The 20,301-nt window shown below is 39.7% G+C and carries 16 protein-coding genes; 3 read left to right on the forward strand and 13 right to left on the reverse strand.

Going from position 1 to position 20,301, the window contains the following annotated elements; translation table 11 throughout:
• The first annotated feature begins 183 nt into the window (after positions 1-183).
• The 3 genes from IGJ99_RS11810 to IGJ99_RS11820 all read left to right on the forward strand — a co-directional run bounded on the left by IGJ99_RS11810 (position 184) and on the right by IGJ99_RS11820 (position 3,830).
• Positions 184-1,584, forward strand: a complete 1,401-nt coding sequence (locus IGJ99_RS11810; RefSeq protein WP_010736633.1) for a TrkH family potassium uptake protein — start codon at positions 184-186, stop codon at positions 1,582-1,584.
• Between the two features lie 199 nt (positions 1,585-1,783).
• Complete coding sequence (locus tag IGJ99_RS11815) at positions 1,784-3,136, forward strand: Mur ligase family protein (protein WP_096081777.1); 1,353 nt, start codon at positions 1,784-1,786, stop codon at positions 3,134-3,136.
• Entirely contained in the window at positions 3,129-3,830 is a 702-nt protein-coding gene (locus IGJ99_RS11820) for a type 1 glutamine amidotransferase (protein ID WP_010736635.1), read from the forward strand. The genes IGJ99_RS11815 and IGJ99_RS11820 overlap by 8 nt, the downstream gene beginning before the upstream one ends.
• 87 nt (positions 3,831-3,917) lie before the next feature.
• Here the strand turns inward: IGJ99_RS11820 and IGJ99_RS11825 are convergent, their stop codons facing one another.
• The 13 genes from IGJ99_RS11825 to IGJ99_RS11885 form a co-directional block, all read right to left on the reverse strand.
• Positions 3,918-5,069, reverse strand: coding sequence for a mannitol-1-phosphate 5-dehydrogenase (locus tag IGJ99_RS11825; RefSeq protein WP_023520280.1), 1,152 nt, complete (start codon positions 5,067-5,069; stop codon positions 3,918-3,920).
• A gap of 13 nt (positions 5,070-5,082) precedes the next feature.
• Positions 5,083-5,520, reverse strand: a complete 438-nt coding sequence (locus IGJ99_RS11830; RefSeq protein ID WP_019723779.1) for a PTS sugar transporter subunit IIA — start codon at positions 5,518-5,520, stop codon at positions 5,083-5,085.
• Between the two features lie 12 nt (positions 5,521-5,532).
• Positions 5,533-7,305: a PTS mannitol-specific transporter subunit IIBC gene (locus IGJ99_RS11835; protein WP_023520281.1), complete on the reverse strand. Its 1,773-nt coding sequence runs from the start codon at positions 7,303-7,305 to the stop codon at positions 5,533-5,535.
• Positions 7,306-7,561: 256 nt separating this feature from the next.
• Positions 7,562-8,578 carry a hypothetical protein gene (locus tag IGJ99_RS11840; protein WP_137072815.1) on the reverse strand — a complete coding sequence of 339 codons (1,017 nt, stop codon included), beginning with the start codon at positions 8,576-8,578 and terminating at the stop codon, positions 7,562-7,564.
• Between the two features lie 60 nt (positions 8,579-8,638).
• On the reverse strand, positions 8,639-9,109 hold the full coding sequence (locus tag IGJ99_RS11845; protein ID WP_438770854.1) for a hypothetical protein: 471 nt from the start codon (positions 9,107-9,109) through the stop codon (positions 8,639-8,641).
• A gap of 53 nt (positions 9,110-9,162) precedes the next feature.
• Positions 9,163-11,088: a peptidoglycan amidohydrolase family protein gene (locus IGJ99_RS11850; protein WP_153830072.1), complete on the reverse strand. Its 1,926-nt coding sequence runs from the start codon at positions 11,086-11,088 to the stop codon at positions 9,163-9,165.
• Positions 11,085-13,487: a VirB4-like conjugal transfer ATPase, CD1110 family gene (locus tag IGJ99_RS11855; protein WP_349520669.1), complete on the reverse strand. Its 2,403-nt coding sequence runs from the start codon at positions 13,485-13,487 to the stop codon at positions 11,085-11,087. The genes IGJ99_RS11850 and IGJ99_RS11855 overlap by 4 nt, the downstream gene beginning before the upstream one ends.
• Positions 13,471-13,854 (reverse strand): PrgI family protein, encoded by a 384-nt coding sequence (locus IGJ99_RS11860; RefSeq protein ID WP_023520286.1) that lies wholly within the window; start codon positions 13,852-13,854, stop codon positions 13,471-13,473. The genes IGJ99_RS11855 and IGJ99_RS11860 overlap by 17 nt, the downstream gene beginning before the upstream one ends.
• 21 nt (positions 13,855-13,875) lie before the next feature.
• Positions 13,876-14,709, reverse strand: coding sequence for a hypothetical protein (locus IGJ99_RS11865; protein ID WP_010736644.1), 834 nt, complete (start codon positions 14,707-14,709; stop codon positions 13,876-13,878).
• Between the two features lie 13 nt (positions 14,710-14,722).
• Complete coding sequence (locus IGJ99_RS11870) at positions 14,723-14,926, reverse strand: hypothetical protein (RefSeq protein WP_010736645.1); 204 nt, start codon at positions 14,924-14,926, stop codon at positions 14,723-14,725.
• 10 nt (positions 14,927-14,936) lie between these two features.
• Positions 14,937-16,577, reverse strand: a complete 1,641-nt coding sequence (locus IGJ99_RS11875) for an immunoglobulin-like domain-containing protein (protein WP_224434241.1) — start codon at positions 16,575-16,577, stop codon at positions 14,937-14,939.
• The gene (locus tag IGJ99_RS11880; protein WP_023520288.1) at positions 16,570-19,692 is read right to left on the reverse strand and encodes a SpaA isopeptide-forming pilin-related protein; all 3,123 of its coding nucleotides are present in this window, start codon (positions 19,690-19,692) and stop codon (positions 16,570-16,572) included. The genes IGJ99_RS11875 and IGJ99_RS11880 overlap by 8 nt, the downstream gene beginning before the upstream one ends.
• 156 nt (positions 19,693-19,848) lie before the next feature.
• Positions 19,849-20,292, reverse strand: a complete 444-nt coding sequence (locus IGJ99_RS11885; protein WP_023520289.1) for a PTS sugar transporter subunit IIA — start codon at positions 20,290-20,292, stop codon at positions 19,849-19,851.
• Between the last annotated feature and the right edge of the window lie 9 nt (positions 20,293-20,301).

The following is a 20,301-nucleotide window of genomic DNA, read 5'->3' on the forward strand; positions in this document are numbered from 1 at the left end:
GACTAGTTGATACACTTCATTTTATCATGGATCTCCCTCCAAGTTGTTTCGCAAAGTCATCTTTATTATAAGACACTTTTCCAATAACTAAAATCCTAGTAAATTTTAGTTTTATTATTTCTTTGTGTATTTATTTTATTGTCGGTATACTGGAAGAAACATCTAACAAGGAGGATCGAATTTGTGCAATTGAATCTTTTTTTCCGGAAATGGCGAAGGCGTAGTGCAAGATATGCTTCTAGTCACTTTTCTTCTATTCAAATTATTGTATTTTATTATATTTTAATGACTATGATTTCTTTGGGCTTGTTTTACATCCCATTTTTCCGAAATCCGGGTAGTCATGCTTCATTTATTGACATGCTTTTTATGGCTATCAGTACGATCAGTGTCACTGGTCTTTCGACATTTGACATCCACGCGATTTTTAATAACAATGGCATTATTTTACTCGAAGTGTTGTTTCAAGTGGGTGGTTTAGGGATCATGATGATCTCAACGGCATTTATTATCTTTTCTAAGCGACGGATCACCTTACGTCAAAGACAATTGATCATGACAGATATGAACCAACCACGTTTATCTGGTATCGTTCGTTTGATTCGGATCACTTTTGTCATATTGCTCTGGTTCCAATTGCTATTTGGTGCCTTGTTCTCCGTTTATTTTTATATTCGCGGCTATTTCGATCATTGGCACGAAGCCATTTTCCATGGATTTTATCAAGCTATTTCCGCGGTCACAAATTCGGGATTCGATATTACTGGTGAGTCGATCAAGCCATTTGAACATGACTATCCATTTTTATTTATGATCATGTTCCTGATTTTCATTGGTGGAATCGGTTTTCCAGTATTGATGGAGTTTCGAGAATGGCGCTTGTATCGAAAAACAAAAGCCAAGATTCCTTTTCGGTTCTCTTTGTTTACAAAACTCGCCGTCCTCGCTTTTGTCATTTTATTTGTAAGCGGGACTGTCTTGATTTTTTTACTTGAAAAAAATCACTTGTTCAAAGATCTCCATCCTAGTGTCCAGTGGATCAATTCAATGTTTTATTCCATGACAACTCGTAATGCGGGTTTACAGATCCATGATCTAGGAGATTTTCAAATCACCACCTTGATCGTCTTTTCCTTATTGATGTTCATTGGTTGTAGTCCCAGTTCTGTCGGCGGGGGTATCCGAACCACGACTGTGGCGATCATTGGCCTTTATCTTTATTCATTTTTGAAAAGTGAAGATAACATTAATATTTTTGGTCGTCGAATTGATGAAGATGATGTCCGAAAATCAGTAGTCGTTTTTATGCTCTCCTTAGGGATGTGCTTCTTCTGTATTCTTTTTTTATCTGCCACGGAGAAACAACCGCTGATCTCAATCATCGTGGAAGTGACTTCTGCTTTTGGGACAACGGGGTTATCGCTAGGAATTACCGGTGATCTATCAACAGTCGGTAAAATCACGATCGGTGCGTTGATGTTTATTGGACGTATCGGGATGTTGTATACATTAATGTTATTTGTGCCAAAAGAAACACGAGATTTAGGTTATGAATATCCTACTGAGAAAATCATTATCGGGTAAGCTAGTCTATCGTTACCATAAAAAAACGATATGTAAGAAGCAAGGAAGCGATCGTTTTTCGTTTTCTTGCTTCTTTCGTTTTTGTTTTGCGAACAGTATAAACTTTTGTAAAATAAGACAAAGCAATTTAACCTTTTTTTCAACATATGGTATGATTAGTTGAATTTATTTGTAATTATGACGTTTTGGAGGTTACATAATGGGAATACGCAGTCAATTTGCGATTGCAGTTGGTAAAACCGCACAATGGGGACTAAAAACCTTTTTTAAAGGAGGATCAAGTTTACCTGGTAAACTTGCTTTATCGATCGATCCTCATATTTTAGATACATTAGCAAAAGACTATCAAGTCGTCGTCGTAACTGGAACAAATGGAAAAACATTGACGACCGCTTTGACCGTCAATATCTTACGACAACAATTTGATGAAGTCTTGACGAACCCTACTGGCGCCAACATGGTCCAAGGAATCGTTTCGACTTTTTTACAAGCAAAAGCCGGAAAAGGCCAAAAGAAATTTGCGGTGTTAGAAATCGATGAAGCCAGTCTAAGTAGAGTGACTGAATACATCAAACCTGAACTATTTTTGTTTACAAACATTTTCCGTGACCAAATGGACCGTTACGGTGAAATCTACACCACGTATAAAATGATCGTTGACGGTGCCGCAAAATCGCCAGATGCTACGATCATCAGTAATGGCGATTCACCGATCTTCAATTCAGTTGAGACCGTCAACCCTAGAAGATATTATGGATTTGATCACGAAGAAGACCATGAACAGATGGCCCACTACAATACAGATGGCGTGTTGTGTCCGAAATGTCATCACATCTTGCACTACAAAATGATCACTTATGCAAACTTAGGTAAATACTATTGTCCAAATTGTGACTTTAAACGTCCAGAACTGGATTATCGTTTGACAGAAATGAAACGAATGGACAACAAATCAGCTGATTTCGTCATTGATGGCAATGAATATGGCATCGAAGTTGGTGGCATGTACAATGTCTATAATGCTTTAGCAGCTACTGCGGTGGCTGAATATTATGGTGTTGTTCCTGAAAAAATCAGACAAGGCTTAGGGTATGACGAAAAAGTATTTGGTCGTCAAGAAGACATCGAAATCGATGGCAAGTCCTGTACCTTAGTCCTAGTCAAAAATCCTGTAGGGATCAACCAAGTCATCGACATGATGGGACATGCGCCGTATCCATTTTCACTAGTAGCCCTCTTGAATGCGAACTACGCAGATGGAATCGATGTGAGTTGGATCTGGGACGGAGAATTTGAACGCTTTGCAGATATGGAAATCCCTGCTGTGATTGCTGGTGGCGATCGCCACACAGATATGGCACTACGTTTGAAAGTAGCGGGTATCGCTGAAGATAAATTGACACAATCAAAAGAATTGACTGATGTCATTGAGAAAATCAAGCAACTACCGACGGATCATGTCTATATTTTAGCGACCTATACAGCTGTCTTACAATTACGAAAAGAATTAGCGAGTCAAGGCTTTATCAAAGGAGGCATGAATCGTGGCTAACTACGAATTACGCATTGCCCATCTCTATGGGAATCTGATGAATACTTATGGTGACAATGGCAATCTCTTGATGCTCCAATATATCGCCAAAAAAATGGGGGTCACTTCTCATACTGAGATCGTCAGCATCCATGAACCCTTTGAGGCAGATAAATATGACTTAGTTTTCTTTGGAGGTGGTCAAGATTTTGAACAAATGATCATTTCAAAAGATATTCAAGAAAAGAAAGAATCATTGACTAATTACATTGAAAATGATGGTGTCGTACTTGCGATTTGTGGCGGTTACCAACTACTTGGTCATTATTATATGGGTGCAAACGGTGAAAAAATCCAAGGAATCGGTGCGTTGGATCATTACACCTTAAGCCAAGAGAATAATCGCTTCATTGGTGACATCGTGATCCACAACGAAGAGTTCAACGAAACCTATTATGGATTTGAAAATCATAATGGTCGAACATTTCTTGGCGAAGGCGAACGCCCGCTGGGAAAAATCGTCAAAGGTCAAGGGAATAATGGGGAAGATCAATCAGAAGGTGTCATTTACCGCAACGTTTACGGCTCCTATTTCCATGGTCCGATCTTAGCACGTAATGAACATCTAGCGGAGCGTCTCGTTCGCTTAGCATTAGAGAAACGTTATGGAAAAGAGCTTGATCTACCAACAGTTGCCGCAGCTCCAATCAAGTAAACAGCGAAAAACCTCTAAAAATATCTAAGATATTTTTAGAGGTTTTTTTTACAATCCACTTGTTTATTCCATTGATCGTATCAAGAATCAAGCTACTTGTTTCGCATAACGCATCACATTTTGCTTGATGTTACTGATTGTTGTCGGATCATGGATACCTGTGACTTCTTGGATCAACTGATCCATATTTTCTCGCACTTTCATCTCTTGCAGTTCACGACTTTGCTCATCTTCAGGATCATAGTAGTTGAAAATGATCCCCATCGTAGCTGTCAAATGTGGACAAGTCAAATTGTATTCTTGCAATTCACGAACCGGACGAGTAAAGCGTTCTTGATAGCCTAACTTCCGTAAAGGCGTTCGAGCTACCCGAGTGATGGCATCTGAGATATATTTATTTTGGAAACGTTGGATGATTTTCTCAATATAGGCTTCATGTTGTTTATTATCAAAGCCCCATTTTGCTTCCAGTAAACTTCCTGTTTCTTGTAGTACTGATTTTAGTTGGGCAACGACTAACGAATCTTGCATTGCCTCATCGATCGTTGCATATCCCAATAATGCACCGGTGTAAGCTACAGTCGCATGCCCTGTGTTCACACTAAATAGTTTTCGTTCAATATATGGTTCCAAATCTTTGACGTATAGTACGCCATTTAACGAAATCTCTTTATTTTTTCGTTGCGTATCATCAATGACCCATTCTTTAAAAGGTTCCACTTGCACAAACAAAGGATCTTCATGTTGTTGCATCGGCACGATGCGATCCACTGCTGCATTCGGAAATCCGATGGACTGATCTGCAAAGTGGGTATCTGACAGATATTTATAGACTTCCATTTTTAGATGCTCAGAGCCACCAATCATATTTTCACAAGCGATGATGTCTAGCGGTTGCTGATTGCCCTCTTGTTCTCTTTGCTCGATCCCTTTTGCAATCAGTTCAGCAATGAATGGTAAAATATTGGGACCGATCGCTGTGGTCACAAGATCTGCTTGTGCTATTTCTTTGATCACTTGTTCAGGCTGTTTTTGGTTGTTCAATCCGCGAACGCGTTCAACGACAAGTTGTTTTTTCGATTCGTCAGCTAGTTCGATCGTATACCGGCTTTTTTCATTTAATGAATCGATGATCTGTTCGTTGACATCAACAAAAGTGATGTCAAACCCATTCTCAGCTAAAACTTCTCCAATAAATCCTCTGCCGATATTTCCGGCACCAAAGTGTACTGCTCTCATTCGTCTTCTCTCCTTAGGCAATTGCTAGATTGTGTGTGACTTCTTCTTTACTCAGTGCATCTGCTAATTGGACAACATTGTCCATGTCGCTACAATAAAGAGCGATTTGTTGCACTAATTGCAGATGTTCTTCTCCTACGCCAGCGATACCAAACAAGACTGTCGCAATCTTTTCTTCTTGTTCAGTCCCGAAATTGACACCATCTGGCACTTGGATCACACAGATCCCTGATTTTTTTACGAATGCTTTGGCTTCATCTGTTCCATGAGGGATCGCGATAAAATTCCCCATATAAACGGATAACATCGCATCACGTTCCACCATTGCGTCAATGTAGGGTTCTTCGACACAACCGGCTTCCACTAATTTTCTTCCACAGTATCGGATGGCCTCTTCCTTTGTTGCAAAAGCCTTATTCAACTCGATCATATCAAATGCTAATTCAGACATTTTATTTCCTCCTTATGCTACTTTTTTCAAATAGTGAGCAATCGTTTCATATTTTTGTGGACTGACCATCGTCGCCACTGAAAAATGAAGTGAATGCGGTGCCACTGAACGTGCTTCCTCAGACAAGGATTCTCTTGAAACGATCAGTGTATTCGGTTGCTCCGTCAACTCATCAATATTGATTTTTTTCAGAGGGATCTCCAATTGGTTTTTCTTCAAAATATCTTTCAATAAGGACAATCCCATTGTCGCTGATCCTGCACGATCGTCATGAACAAGTAAAATCTCTTTGATATCTTTTAATTCAGATAAATCCAAATCATCTGTTGGAGTAGTAGAGAGTGGTTGGCTTGGCTGTGTTTCTTCCTTACTTCCTAATGCTTGGATGATTTCATCATACTTTGGTGAATTTAAGAAGTTTTCTACTGCAACAAAATGAGCATGTGGCGCTTTTTGTTTTGCTCGTTCCTGCAACTCAACTTGAGTCACGATCAATACGTCTGCTTCATCAGATAATTGACTAACGGCTTGATTCGTCACGAGTTGAGGTAAGTGATGCTCTTGGACTTTTTTTCTTAACAAGGAAGCACCCATCGCACTTGACCCCATTCCAGCATCACAGGCAAAAATGATTTTTTTGATCGCTGATAAAGCTGGTTGTCCCTGACTAGTAGTTCCAGTTCCTTTCGCTTGTTGTTTCGCTTGACGAGTCGCTTCCACTGATTTTTCAAAATCTTCACTTGTTTCTTTCGCATCAGCTTTTAGAATGACTGCAGAGATCCCAAAAGAAACGGCTGTTGCAGCGACGATCCCTAAAATAACTGGTAAGTAAGCACTCAATGGTGCCATTGCTAAAATGGCAATGATCGAACCCGGTGAAGCTGGCGCACGTAAGCCTGCATCCATTAATTGGAAAACGAAACTACCTGTCATCCCACCAAAAATCACTGATAAGAATAATAACGGTTTCATCATTACGTATGGGAAATAGATTTCATGGATTCCACCTAAGAAATGGATGATCATTGCACCCGGTGCAGATGATTTTGCCGCGCCTTTGCCAAATAGTGTGAAAGCTAACAATACACCTAGACCTGGTCCAGGATTAGCTTCCAACAAGAACAGGATCGATTGACCGGCTGTAGCCACTTGTTCTGTTCCTAAAGGAGTCAAAATGCCATGGTTGATCGCATTATTCAAAAACAAGATTTTCGCTGGTTCGATAAAAATACTCGTCAATGGAATCAAATTTGCATTTAAAATTGCTTCAACACCTGTTGCCATCGCTTGCGTCAGTGTATCCACCACTGGACCAATTGCAGAAAAGCCGATCAATGCTAACGCAAAACCGATTAATCCTGCAGAAAAATTGTTGACCAACATCTCAAACCCTGATTTGATATGTTTTTGAAACACTTGATCGAATTTCTTGATGGCAAAGCCACCTAATGGACCCATGATCATGGCACCTAACATCATCGGAATATCTGTCCCAACGATTACACCCATCGTCGCAATTGCTCCGACGACTGAACCACGATCACCACCGATGACTTTCCCTCCGGTGTAGCCGATCAATAAAGGAATTAAATACGTCAACATTGGGCCGACCATCGTAGCAAACGCTTCGTTTGGTAAATAGCCATCTGGAATAAATAATGCTGTCAAAACACCCCAAGCAATCAACGCACCGATATTCGGCATCACCATACTAGATAAGGTACTTCCTAACTTTTGTACTTTTGCTTTGAATGAAATTTTATTTTTTGGTATCGTCTCTTCCACTTCAATCGCTCCTTTATCTCTTTCTTTAACCAAATTGTATCCGCTTACCATTTAGATAAATAGTCGGATTTTGTCACAATCATTTGTGCCAAAACATGGAGTGATCCAAATGAGTGATTTGATGAAAGACTTCTGGTACTAATTAGAGACGCTGATACAATTATTTTCTTCATTTAAGGGAGCATTTTATCTGTAGATACCTACGAAAAGGCACATCCTCGTGATCTTTTGGACTCTTTTTTACAAAGTAAGGTTTTTATTCCATTGACTCTCCTAATCGAGCCAACCGTTCTTCCCAAAGCATTAGATTTTCAGACATATCGGCTGACGCCTCATAGAACGTAATGAAATCTAAAATAATCGTTCCTTGCTCTATGTATGCCGCCATCACCGCTTTTAATTCTTCCGTTTGGATTTGTTCAAATGCTTCTTTCGCTTTGTTCATTTCTTTTTCTTTCAACCAATCAAGACTTTTTTCAAAATAAAACTGATCCAGTGCTAACGTGATCTCCTGATGTTTCAAGTGGCGATTCAACACAACGGCTTCTTGTACTTGTTCCAGCTCCAAATAAGCAATCGCTAACTTGGTTTGGCGCTTTTCCGTCAATTGTTCCACGTGGGTCGCAATCACTTTTTTCCAATCGTTTTGATAAAAAGCCAGATCAAAGGTGGCATTTCCTGTTGGCTTTTGCTCATTCAACTTCTCTACCCAAGAAAATTCCTGTTCTTCCACTAAGTGATCGATCAATTGCTGATACTGAGTGGGATATTCTTCCGCAGCTTCTTCATATGCGCCTGCTTCTACTAATGACTGCCATGAACTTTTCTGATTTTCTTCGGTTGTCGCTTGCTCATTATTCGTTCTTTGTTCAACAAACAAACCGACACCTTGAATCACAACAAAAACGATTACTCCACTAAGAAGTAATCGCTTGATGATTTTTTTCCAATTGATTTGTAACAACTGATTTTTTTTCAGTGTGTTGCTTGAATGAGAGAACTGACTCTTCTCTTTTGTATTGGCTATTTCTTGCTCCCAGTGTTGACTTAAGATCTCTTCAATCTCCTCTGTCAAAGGAAATTGAAGCACTTTTTCTATCATCATTTCTCCCTTACGATCATAAATACGTATGCGACATTGTCCTTGTGTGTTTGCCAGCAAGACTCGTCGATTTTCAGTTTCTAAATCTTCCAAAGCCTGAAACAAATCCAACTGAGTCTCTTCTACTTGTAAGTGATGGATCTGATCGATGATTACAGTTTCTTTCGCCATACGTTGTCACTCCCCTCATTCATTTTTGTTGCGTCCATTTGTAAGGTCTTCCTTACTCAATCATTGTATTTCCATAAAAGAAGACAGCTGTTCGAGATCATCCAAGACATAGCGATGATTTTTAGTGTCATAGAGATAAGTCAGTTTGACACCCTCACGATGGCGAATATCTTTTTTTACAACTCCGCCTTCTTCATTCAATAAAGACGTCGTAAAATCAACCAAACAGAGGACTTCAACCATTTCCTCGTTCGTTTGTTTAAAATAATGCTCGCTTTTGAGCCAGCGACTGAAGCCAAAACGCTGTGGACTATGCGTTTTTTTACCTTGTTCTGTTTTTACTTTATCTTTCATCTTGTTAGAAAGAGCATCAACATATGCAGAGTAATTGTCGCCGACTGTTTCAAACGTATAATAAGCTTGTAAAAATTCTCTGACTTGTGCTTCCGAAAGTTGTCTGGATTTTTTTTCAGAGGCTTGTCTTTTTTCTTGTGAACGAAAGACAAGTGACCTACCAACACTAAAAGTCATGCTACCAAACAGAAAGAAAGCTAGAATGAGACAAAGGAAGCGGGATTTTGCATTCATTTTTTTTCTCCCAACAATCGATAGAAATAAACAGGCGCCAGCTGGAAATCACCTGCATAGCCTTCAAATGGAGTGATGACGATATCGCCTTCTTGACCATACCCTCGTGCAGTAGCAGGTGTGCAATGAAGGATCGTTTTACCACCATCATCTAAAAATAGCCCTGTATGGCCGTAACTACCTAAAGAGTGTCCTTTCTTCCCCCACACAAACAAGTCACCGGCTCTGACATCTTCTCGACTGATTGGCATCAGGAAAGTCCCTTCCAAAGAATACAATGTCTCAGTGCTACCTAGTGGCACAGGCAAGCCAACACTTCTCATCGCCCACAGAACAAAAGAAGAGCAATCATGATAAGGAAAGGTGCCTCGTTCAAAGCCTTGTGAGTACTGAACGTTTTGACGATACAATGTTCTGGCTTGTGTCAACACCTCTTGACCCACTGTGTGATTCGATTGCCAGAGTAAGCTCATCTCTTTACTGCCACCTAGTTGTACAAATAATTCTTTGATCGTCGGTACCCAGTATTGGTTTAATCCCAGGGGATCATTACTTGCACCTACAGGACAATACACACTTCCGAGTTGCTCGACTGTCAGCAGTCTTTGGTTCACGATCAATTGGTTTAGTGTTCGAGCGGTGGCGGCAATCCCTTCTTCAAGTGTGGCGTAGGAAAGCAACTCATTTTCTCGCATCAAGCCACCTGGATTGTTCTTTTCTCGAATTCCTTCGCTCGTCCCCCAAGCAGTTTCGTGGATCATGATGGCTGCTAGAACAATGGGGGAGATATTATTCTTTTTAGCTTCTTGGATAATCGTTTCTGCATGGTCACTAAATGCGTGACAATGCAGTAAAATCACTTCTCGAAATTTCTGTCCATTAAATGTAACGTCCGTTTCAATGGGATCAAGCTGTGTCTCATTGTTATCGACTACATTGGGGAGATAAAAAGCTGGATTGACGATTTCACCTTTTTTCTGGTAAGACAGATGCAGTTCCTCTTGTTTTACTCTCCCGATCTCTGTCCCCACCGATACCATCTGTCCTTCAGTAGCTGTTAGATCTACATCATGATAAGTAATGGTTTGATCGTTCATTGTGATGGTTACGTTCTCTCGGTCTCTTGTAATTTCTCCAGCGATCACAGCGACTATGCTTTCTTTCGGTTCTGTCTGGATGAGCAGTCCTTCAAGTAAGCTTTTTTCTTGATTTGTTACGTAATAACCAAAGCGTTGTTTTATGCGTAAAGAGTCTGTTTCTTTCAATGGATTGCTTAATTCAGTCAAACTTGCATAAAGACCAATTTCTGCTAACAGCTGTCTGCGTTCTTTCCACTCCGGCGTCCAAGTGATCACTTGCGACAATGATCGTGATGTTAATTTGATTTGACCTTCGTTACTGTCTACTTGCCACATCTGTTCATGCAATCCTTGGATCGTTTCTTTGAGAACATCTGGATTTCCTAATTGGTCTTCACCATAAGCCATGTCTAAATAAATCAGCACCTCTTCAATATCAGACCTGATCACGACTTCATTTGCAGCCACTACTCGTTCATTTACTAGAATCAAACTCTTAGTTGAGTTTAATTCTAGTGTCAATTCCACATCCAATTCGGTTAAATATTTCCATACCTTCGTCAATTCAAGCTCATTGATTTTGATCGTGGCAGACGAAACGAAGCCGATCATACTGAAAAAGAGAAAAAATATGAGAATGCTAACACCAACAAGTAGGTAAAGGCTGACTTTGCTACTGATCGAAGTTTTATTTCCAAGTAAAGAGAAATCAACTATTTTTGTCTGATATGCAAGCATGACTCTGCGAGGATCTTTCGTTTTCCTACGCAGAAAATGTCTGTTACTCCTTCGTTTATTTCGTGATTTCACGGTCTCTTCAATGCCTACATCGTTTTTTTTCATGGCGATACATCCTGTCGTAATCTGTGGCGTTCGACAGGATCAGTGGTGATCAACTCATAAAGTTTTGTTGTTGGATCAACAGTGTTGGAAAAAGGGACAATGGCATTGCCTGCCCGTATCAATCCTGCGCCTTTGATTGGATTGAGTAATTGTCTTTGTTGCTGATACGAAAGATTGAATAAGGAAGACAGCTCATCTAAATCACTTTTCGCTTGTTTCAACATAATGATAAATTCCGTATTACTTAACATTCGGCGTGCTTTATCTGATAATAATAAGGTTTCGACATTTTGGGTAATACCAGTGGCAATCGCACCCCATTTACGGATTCGGCTCCATAGTTCAAAAAAATAATTTTCACAGTAAGGATCATTTAACAGGAGTTGCATTTCATCAATATAGATCCAAGTAGTGATGCCTCTGTCTCGATTGCGAACGACCCGATTCCACACTTGTTCCAAAACAACCATCATCCCAAAAGTTTTCAATTGATTCCCTAGTTGTTTCGTATTGTAAATCACAAAACGTTTATTTAAAGAAACATTAGTTGGTTTAGAAAACATCGAAAGTGAACCATCGATATATAACTCTAAGTCTAACGCCAATGTCTGCGCCTCTTTTTCCGGTTGTTCTTTTAAAAGCGGAAACCAATCTTCCGCCAATGTCGGCGCTGATTTTTCTGAGATTTTTTGAAAATTGAAATACGTCAATCGCGTGACACGATCAATGATCGATCGTTGTGCCGAATTTAACCCAGTTGGCCCACCGATCAAGGCTTCACAAGCAGTTAACAGAAAGTCAGATTTCAATTTTACTGGATCTGCCTCTCCTCTCAAGTCTTCTGAAATATCTAGTAAGTTGATGAAGGTATTGGTATTAGGGGCGATATTGATGATTTGAGCATCAAAATCATTGCCGATGATCGTATCTTCATCTTCCGGATCAATCGAAATGACTTCATCTTCGGGATTTTTAAGTAACGTCGTGATTTCTTCATATTTTTTGGCTACACCTTTGCCTGAACCAGAGCTACCTAAAATCATGCCACTCGGCGTGTTTAGTTGCTTACGATCGATCCTTACACTATTTTTGGTCATTTCATTTTTCCCGTAATATTTGCCATCTATATGATTAAGATCTTGCGCTGAAAATGGAATAAAAATCGCTGTACTTTCTGTCGTCAACGTCCGTTGTTGTTCGATCCAATTTTTTCCTAAAGGTAAGACCGAATTGAATCCTTCATCTTGTAGATAGTCTAATGCATTGAAATGACAACGATTTTTACGCCCAACATGTTGGACTTGTTCCGCAATATCAGCAAGTTTTTCTTTGGTCTGAGATCGGAAATAAACGAGGAAGGTAACAAAATATAATTTTTGACCGGTTTTGACTAGATCGTCTAATAAAGCTTCGGCTTCTTTGATACTATTGGTCAATTCATACGGAATATTTGAATAAGGATCATAGCCTTTTTGTGTCGCTTTTCTTTCAGCAGTTGTTTTGTCCCCTTCCATATAAGCTTTTTTAATTTGAACCAACTGATTTGCTTTTTCAGAATCCACTGGTTCAATGTGGATCGATAAACACAACTCTTCGCCAATATCCATTAATTCTAAGATCAATCTATCTGAAAGTTTGGTGGGGTAATCTTTCAAATATAGGACTTGGGCATACTCTGAGCCAATTTCGATATAGTCTTTTGCTTTAAAGCTGAAACTTGCAGGGGTAACAACTGCTTTTGTCGACAAACGGCTATAAACTAAATCTGTATAATTGAACTGGAACCATTCATTAGGTTTGATCAATTCATGGAGCAGTTGCAACCGTTCTTTGCCAGAAAGTGTTTGACTACTTGATTCGATTTCCGAAAGACTATGACTAAGTTGTTGTTCGATACGTGTCAAGGAATGCTTGGCTTGGTCATAATCAGTAGACTGCGTGCTGAAGGTCAATAGATTTTGTTTGCTAAAATTCGTTCCTCCTTCTGTCATGGTTCGCCGCAGCATTTCATTCAATTCTCGACGGTAGATGTCCTGACTCTCCCCTGTTTCTTTATAGAACAATTGCTTTTCCAGTTCCTTTTGTTCCATTCGCTTTTTTTTCAAGGTAATCGTTAGATGCGTTCGTTCATCACAACTATCTAGTAAGGTACAATACCCTTGAAAAATAGCTTGTTGGTCTTCTACAGGTGCAATTTGGTAATTGACATCTGAAAACTGGATACTTTTTGAATAATATCCGGAAGCAAGTTCACAAATTCCACTTTCGTACATTTTTTCATAACGAATCTTCCTTTGTGCATGTTTGGCTGGTGCTGATTTTCGTTCTTTTTTTCCTCTTTTTTTCTTTTGCTTGTGTAATAGTTTGGTTAAGGAAGACTTTTTAATTCCCTTGTTCACTTCGATATTTCTCTGTTTTACTGTTTTTCCTCGTTGAAATCCCTTCATGATCTTCCTCCAAACGAGCATTTTGATATGGATAGTGCTTTGTTGCGATAAGATGGCGCCAACGGATAAGGAGATATTTTTCTAAAGGTAACTGATTTTTTTTGATCCAACCCACCGATAAAATCGGACTAGTAAAAAACATCAATACAATTCCTAGATCATCAATTGAATAGCCCCAAATAAAATGATTAAGTAGGCCGACCGGTAAAATCACGATTAAAGCCAATGCAATAACGATAACCTGTCTTAAAGAGAAGCCAAAAAAGATCTTCTCTTGATACTCTTTGATTTCTTTTCTGATCACGACTTCAATCGCCATTTTTCACACTCCTTTTCCCACTCAGGCCGCAACGATGATCGCTTTCGACCATTTCATGGTGTAAAACAAACACATGGATAGCGCCAAGCAATTACCGACGATCGCACTGATCACTGCAATCATCCCCTGCGTCTCATCAAATGAAAAAATAGTACTCACTAGTAGTGGATAGATATTCAACACGATAAAAAGCAATACACCTTGTAAAGATGCCGCACCAAATAGTTTTAAAAAATTCTTTCCGACATGCCCGATTTCTGTATTCACTAAAGCGACAATCGGTAAAGGTGAGATACTCAAATAAAGATACATTTCCAAAAAGCGTAAAAAGATCAGCACTTGAGCAAGGACGCTAACAATGATCGATAGAATCAAGGGAACGAGTAAGATCATCAACAACACCATTTTTTCAAAAAAACCTAGCTGATCGATCTGCTCCATCACGTTGAAGATATCCATTGTCTGATCCGTCACACCTCGAATCTCCAATTGATTGATTCCTTGACTAACAAAAATACCTACATCCATAATGGCATTGAGGAAAACCATCAAGTGGCGTAAAAGCAGTACGGTCAATCCGATTTTGATAAACAATGGCAAAAAAAGATCCAGTCCACCAAACTCTGACTGCTTGCCATATAGTCGATGTGCGAGTTGTTGAAATTCGATCAACAATAGAAAACCTAATAGGGAATAAGCAATAGGTTTGACGACACTTTCCATGATCGTCACACTGTAACGATAGATTTCCGGCAGATAATGTTCGAGGTTTTGTAAAAGACTATTTTTATGATTCGTCGATAAACTTAATTGTTCTGCAATCGTTTGTAGCAAAAATTCGATCGCACCGTCCATTCTTTTTCGCTCCTCACATTGAAATATTCGTGATCCACGCACCAGCAGCTAAAATCACTGCACCCCCAACGATTTGAAAAATGGCATGTTGCATCCCTGGCCCATTATGCTCTTTGATTGCAACGCCTAATTGGATAATGCCCCAAACGGTCAGTAAGCTTCCTGCAGTAATCACCCCGTTGGAAAATAAAGACATTGCTTGATTGAAATAATCCATTTATTTCTCCTTATTCGCTCAATTTCTCTGGCATTTCTGGATTGTTGTCTTGAATAATGACATGAAAAGATACTGTCGTTTCTGTAAATGTATCTTTGACCGTCAAATAAACAGGATAGCTTCCAGGTGTATCCCAAGCGATTTCTTCTATGATCTCAACATCTTCTATTCCAATACTCTCTTCACGATCCGAAACGGAGATCCCTGCTAATAAATCTGGCTTTTCTTCGCCTACAATGATTCTCTTATCCTCTATCCCAGAAAATACAGGTGGTTCATTGATTACTTGGATGCTCCCAAAGGTTTTGGTGATCTCTCCATGTGTATCTTGGACTTGAAGAGGAAAACGATAGGTATTTAATCGGGAAGTGTCGATTTTCTCCCAAAAAGGCAGATCGATTGCCACATGTAATTGCTCAACCGGATCTTCACGATCTGCAAGAACTAGTTTTGCTAGATAGCTTTCTTTATTCAGTTCACTAAATACAGGAAGAGTCATATGCGTATTTGTAATCGTCGGCGCTTCATTTGTTAAGTGAACACGGATCGTACGCTCTGCCGCTCTTTTGCCATACCGATCAACGACATTCCCAATTCTTACGAAGTAGTTTCCTGGTACATATGGGACAAGATCGGATGCCAAGATATTGTCTGAAGTAAGGTTGATCGCACCATCTTCTTGATCATTTGCGGAGAAATAATCAAATAAAGAGAATGATTGATCAACAGGTAAAACGAGCTGGTTCGGCCCCGCGATTATTGGTGCTTCATTGGTGATCCTCATATTACTTATCAGCTTGGTACTTGCTCCAAATTGATCAGTCACAGAATAAATCACTTCATAACTGCCTTCTTGTTCTGTTTGGAGTGTGGTTTGTACTTGAACTTCTGAGGTCAATTCACCATCTTCTTCATCATGAGCAGAAATGCCCGCTAATAAGTCAATACTTGAACCAATCGTGATGTGGTGACTTTGTCTTACTTGCTGAATGATCGGAGAGTGATTAAACAGAAAGGTGACTGTCGCAACACTCACTTTCCCTTTTGAATCAATTGCTGTGATCTGCATCACTTGGTAGCCAGATTCATTAGGATCGACGGGCGTATAATGGATCACTGGAACGGGATCACTTCCTTGAACAACAGTAAAATAGGTAAAGGGATCAATTGCTGTTCCTCTTGGTAAGATCTGCAATGGAGCATTTGCATGGACGTAAGGACCTTGCCAATGATTATCGCTCTCTGGAATTGCTGAAATATTGGATAGAGTACCTTTTTGTTCGTTTTCTTCGAAGCGATTCGTGAGATTGCTTCTTGATTCTGTATTTTCCCGATTTTGAGAGACTGTTGTGGCTTCAAGGTAAGCGATTCTCAGCTGATTGGTTTCATCCTTGATCATTGCTTCCGTGGGAAGATCCAGTGGTTTTCTAAATTGAGAAGCAAACTCAAACAAATGAGAAGAATTGTTTTCTTTTTTGAAATAGCTCTCCTCTGGTGTCTCCATGCTGATTGCCTGTTTCATTTTGCTTGAAGTAGGGCCAGCTGTTGATGGATCTTCTGTTTGTTGTGTTTTACAGCCGCTGACGAACAAAACAACTGAACAACTGAATATGAACAAGCCAAATCTCATGTATTTTTTCCTTTTAGTCATTCAAACCACCCTTTTTTTGTTGATAGATCAAAAGACCACTCACTCCTAGAAATAAACTACCTAGCCCTACTAGAGAAACAGAAGTACGACTATTTGTTTTAGGTAAATCACGAGTATTTTCCTGCTTTTTCGTTTCTTCTTTTTCCCCTTCTTTTGGTGTATTGAAATGAACAGTCTGTTCTTGATTCGTCAAATCATCTTCACGTGCTACCTCATTTTCTTGCTCAGACTCGTAGTATAAAATGTGAGTGGCAGTCAACTGCTCCTTGTCTTTTAGCGTATTGGCTTTCAGCTCAAGAAAAACTTCAAATTGATCTTCTTTACTCTTTGCTGTGTAGGTTGAGATTGCTTCGTTGATGAGTTCTCCGGTGTCACCTTTTCGGTACTGGGTCACTACGGTATACACATGACCGACTTCAATGGCTGCTCCTTTGATCCAGACTACGTCTTTCAATTGATTGTCTTTGGTTGGATCAAGCTCCTTACTTCCGTCGATTGCTGTGAACAAACTCGTCAATGCTAATTTTTCGCGTTCGTTATAGGCTTCTAATACGATCAACTCACCATCTTTTTCAATAGTTACTGAAAAATCTAAAGGTTCTTCTAAAGGTAAATACCCTTCCAATGGTTTTCCTTCAATAAATTGATAGGTCCCATAGGGCAAATCGCTTACTTCGATTTTTCCCTCATCATCCGTGAGATATTCTTCAATAAATTGAAGGATATCTCCGCCATTTTCTGCTTTTTCTACCTGATATAAACCAAATGGTACTTGCACCAAAGGTTGTTCATTCAAGCGATCTCGTTTGATCAATTCAATGGATTGTCTTGCTAAACGGTTAGGGACTTCTAAGCGAATCAATGCACTATGATTTTCTGCTGTTACACTGAAAATCAATGGTTCTTCTAACGGGAGATAGCCTTCTGGCGCTTTGACTTCATGAAGCTCATAGCGATCCACGCCCCAAGGTAAGCTCTCTGTTGTCACTAATTCCCCTTTTTGATTCGTTTCAAAAATCTCAGTTTTTTCTGTATCATTCGGACGTGTCATTGCTACAAATGCCCCTTGTCCATCATTCGCCCAAGTATCAAAAATCTTGAATTGTGCGCCAGCATAGGGAATTTGTTGTCCTGTTTCTTGATCGATCTTGATGAGATGTACGCGTGATTCGATGATTTCATCTTCTAATAAAAAGAAATGTGTGTAGCCTTCCTCACTGATCGTCACTTCAAATGGTTCAATGATCAAATAGCCATCCGTTCCTTTAGTTTCAGCGATCGTATACGTGTCATAGGGTAAATCGATAAATTTAAAGTAGCCGTTTTTTTCAGTGACTTGGACATATTCTTTTCCTGTGGTATGAGCGGTGGCTGTTAGTTCGATTCCTTCGAGTGGTGGTTTATGATTCGTTTGATTGGATGTTAATGCGTGTAAAATTTCGAAGATAGAAGTGGGGATAAGAGGTTTTGAACCAAATTTATATCCTTCGACATGTCCCTTGATGACGCGATCAGTGACTGTTTTGCTATGAACAGCCACCGTTTCATTTTGTCCTGCGTAAGTCAAATGTATAGGATAGATGGTCGGATCTAAGTTATATCCTTTCGGTGGAATGGTCTCTTGTAAATAATAGGTTCCTAGTTTTAACCCTTTTAGCTCAGCTGATGCACTTCCATTAACCTCTTCCATCGTCAATTCCGCCACTGTTTCTCCGTCTTTGTCCGTTAATTTATAGACAGCTCCGATCAATTGGGCACCTCCTTGAGGCTGATTGCCTGTTTCTGCATCTTCTTTGATGACCTTCAAATTAGCTGTCTGTTCTTGATTAGCTAATGTGATACTCGTCAATTCATTCACTTTGACAGTGACAGTCTGGGGCGTTGGATTTAAAACGTAGCCTTCTGGCGCTTTGATTTCTTGAATCGTAACGACCGTATCAACGAGTAGATCATGCCAAATAGCAACACCATCAGAATCTGTCGTCAATTCTTTTATCTGTCCATCCGCAGTCGTGAAACAAAAAACGGCGCCTACTAATGGTTGTTTTGTTTGTTGATCGACTTTGCGGATACCTGCATGTCCATATTTTTGCACGCGTAACTGAAAGGAGGTTCTTGTCAGCTGTGGCACTCTACCGACTACCATGTTTTGTGTATAAGGATGTTGGTACACGACGATTGCTCCTTGATAACTACTGGGGATATGATAATCAAATGCGATTTCACTTGTCGCCGGTGCTTCTTTCGATGCAGTGACTGTTACTTGATTACCTTGCTTTTCAATGGTTACTCCATTGATTTGTTGAACAGGCGATGAGCTATAATTTGAAAATGCTCCTGTTGTGTCGGTCAATATTTGGCTTTCGCCGGCTTTTATATCCAATATTTGTCCATCAAAACTCGGTTGGGTATAGAACCGTTCCACTTGTTCCATCACTGTTCGTTTGAATGTTTGGTAATCGTTCATTGTCAAAACACCAGTAATACTGGTGGGGGTGATTCCTTGTTGCTCCCAAGCAAGGAGTTGCGTCATCAATTCTTTTTCCATCGTGTAGTTTGTCGCAATCACCCCATAGTATTTAATCAAAGAAATTTTCTTCAATAATTCTGTGTTTTGAATACTTGAAGTATACCCGCTATTTTCTCCAATATTCAGCGCTACTCCTTGTTCCAGACAAAGCGCAATCTCTCCCTTCACTCGCTTGCCGTACCAACCAATTTCTCTGCCACCATTAGATAGATGGATATCGATATGAGGGATATGGATCGCTGGATCAACAACGACACTTTCATTTGCAAATGGATCAGCCAATCTTGGAGAATATTCATGGATCGCCGCTTCAATATAATTCGTCGAACCAATAGTAATCAATTTCCCAGTGGCCCTTTGGACTAATTGATAGTTTTTTTTGAAATTTGTCCAGCTATTATCCTGTGGGATTGATTGTTCAGCTGTACGTAAAGTTTGATTGGGATCAGATGCAGTGATTTGTTGATACATGGGTAGGTCAGGCAATGTTTCTGCCGAGACTGGTCTCACTTTCATTTGAAAAAAAATAGTGATTAAAATAATGATTGGTAGAATCAAAAATAGTGATTCAGAGGATTTCTTCATTCTTTGGCTCCTTTCATTAGTGGAATAGATCAACTGGGAACATGTGCCCTTCTCGTCGTACCTCCTTCACTATATAATTACGATTTTGGCGAGATTCTCCCAAAAAAATAGAAAAAAAAACGACCAATCAATTGATTGGTCGTTGCGTATTTTACGTCAAAACTCCTCAGCTTGTTTTAAGATTTGTTGGATTTCCTCTACTGTTTGAGCATCGCTCAATGCCATCACTTGATCGACATCGGAACAAAAAAAGGCGAGTTCTTGTAAACTTGTTAGTTGTTGGTTTTCTCGCATGATCACTGCAAATAAAATCGTTGCGATTTTCTTTTCTTCGTCGATACCAAAGTCAACGCCATCAGGTACTTGGAACAAAAAAATACCTTCTTCAACAATCTGTTCATCTTTTGCTTTTCCATGAGGAAGTGCCACAAAGTTGCCGATATAGACACTTGCTGCTTCTTGGCGAGCAACCATCGCATCGGTATATTCCTTTTGGATCACTCTTTTTTCAAGAAGTTGTTCACCAATCTGCTGAATGGCTTCTTTCCAGCTACCAAACTGTTGGTTCAACCAAATATGTTCAGATGGAATCTCAAGCATCAATAGAGC

It is taken from the genome of Enterococcus sp. AZ095b (assembly GCF_051714725.1).
GTDB classification, from domain to species: domain Bacteria; phylum Bacillota; class Bacilli; order Lactobacillales; family Enterococcaceae; genus Enterococcus_B; species Enterococcus_B pernyi.

Coding starts and splice junctions, on each gene's coding strand:
- IGJ99_RS11830 (WP_019723779.1), bottom strand. CDS start 5,520: ATGTCTGAATTAGCATTTGATATGATCGAGTTGAATAAGGCTTTTGCA.
- IGJ99_RS11815 (WP_096081777.1), top strand. CDS start 1,784: ATGGGAATACGCAGTCAATTTGCGATTGCAGTTGGTAAAACCGCACAA.
- IGJ99_RS11850 (WP_153830072.1), bottom strand. CDS start 11,088: ATGAAAAAAAACGATGTAGGCATTGAAGAGACCGTGAAATCACGAAAT.
- IGJ99_RS11870 (WP_010736645.1), bottom strand. CDS start 14,926: ATGGATTATTTCAATCAAGCAATGTCTTTATTTTCCAACGGGGTGATT.
- IGJ99_RS11875 (WP_224434241.1), bottom strand. CDS start 16,577: ATGACTAAAAGGAAAAAATACATGAGATTTGGCTTGTTCATATTCAGT.
- IGJ99_RS11865 (WP_010736644.1), bottom strand. CDS start 14,709: ATGGACGGTGCGATCGAATTTTTGCTACAAACGATTGCAGAACAATTA.
- IGJ99_RS11860 (WP_023520286.1), bottom strand. CDS start 13,854: ATGGCGATTGAAGTCGTGATCAGAAAAGAAATCAAAGAGTATCAAGAG.
- IGJ99_RS11825 (WP_023520280.1), bottom strand. CDS start 5,069: ATGAGAGCAGTACACTTTGGTGCCGGAAATATCGGCAGAGGATTTATT.
- IGJ99_RS11845 (WP_438770854.1), bottom strand. CDS start 9,109: ATGACTTTTAGTGTTGGTAGGTCACTTGTCTTTCGTTCACAAGAAAAA.
- IGJ99_RS11885 (WP_023520289.1), bottom strand. CDS start 20,292: ATGCTTGAGATTCCATCTGAACATATTTGGTTGAACCAACAGTTTGGT.
- IGJ99_RS11840 (WP_137072815.1), bottom strand. CDS start 8,578: ATGGCGAAAGAAACTGTAATCATCGATCAGATCCATCACTTACAAGTA.
- IGJ99_RS11880 (WP_023520288.1), bottom strand. CDS start 19,692: ATGAAGAAATCCTCTGAATCACTATTTTTGATTCTACCAATCATTATT.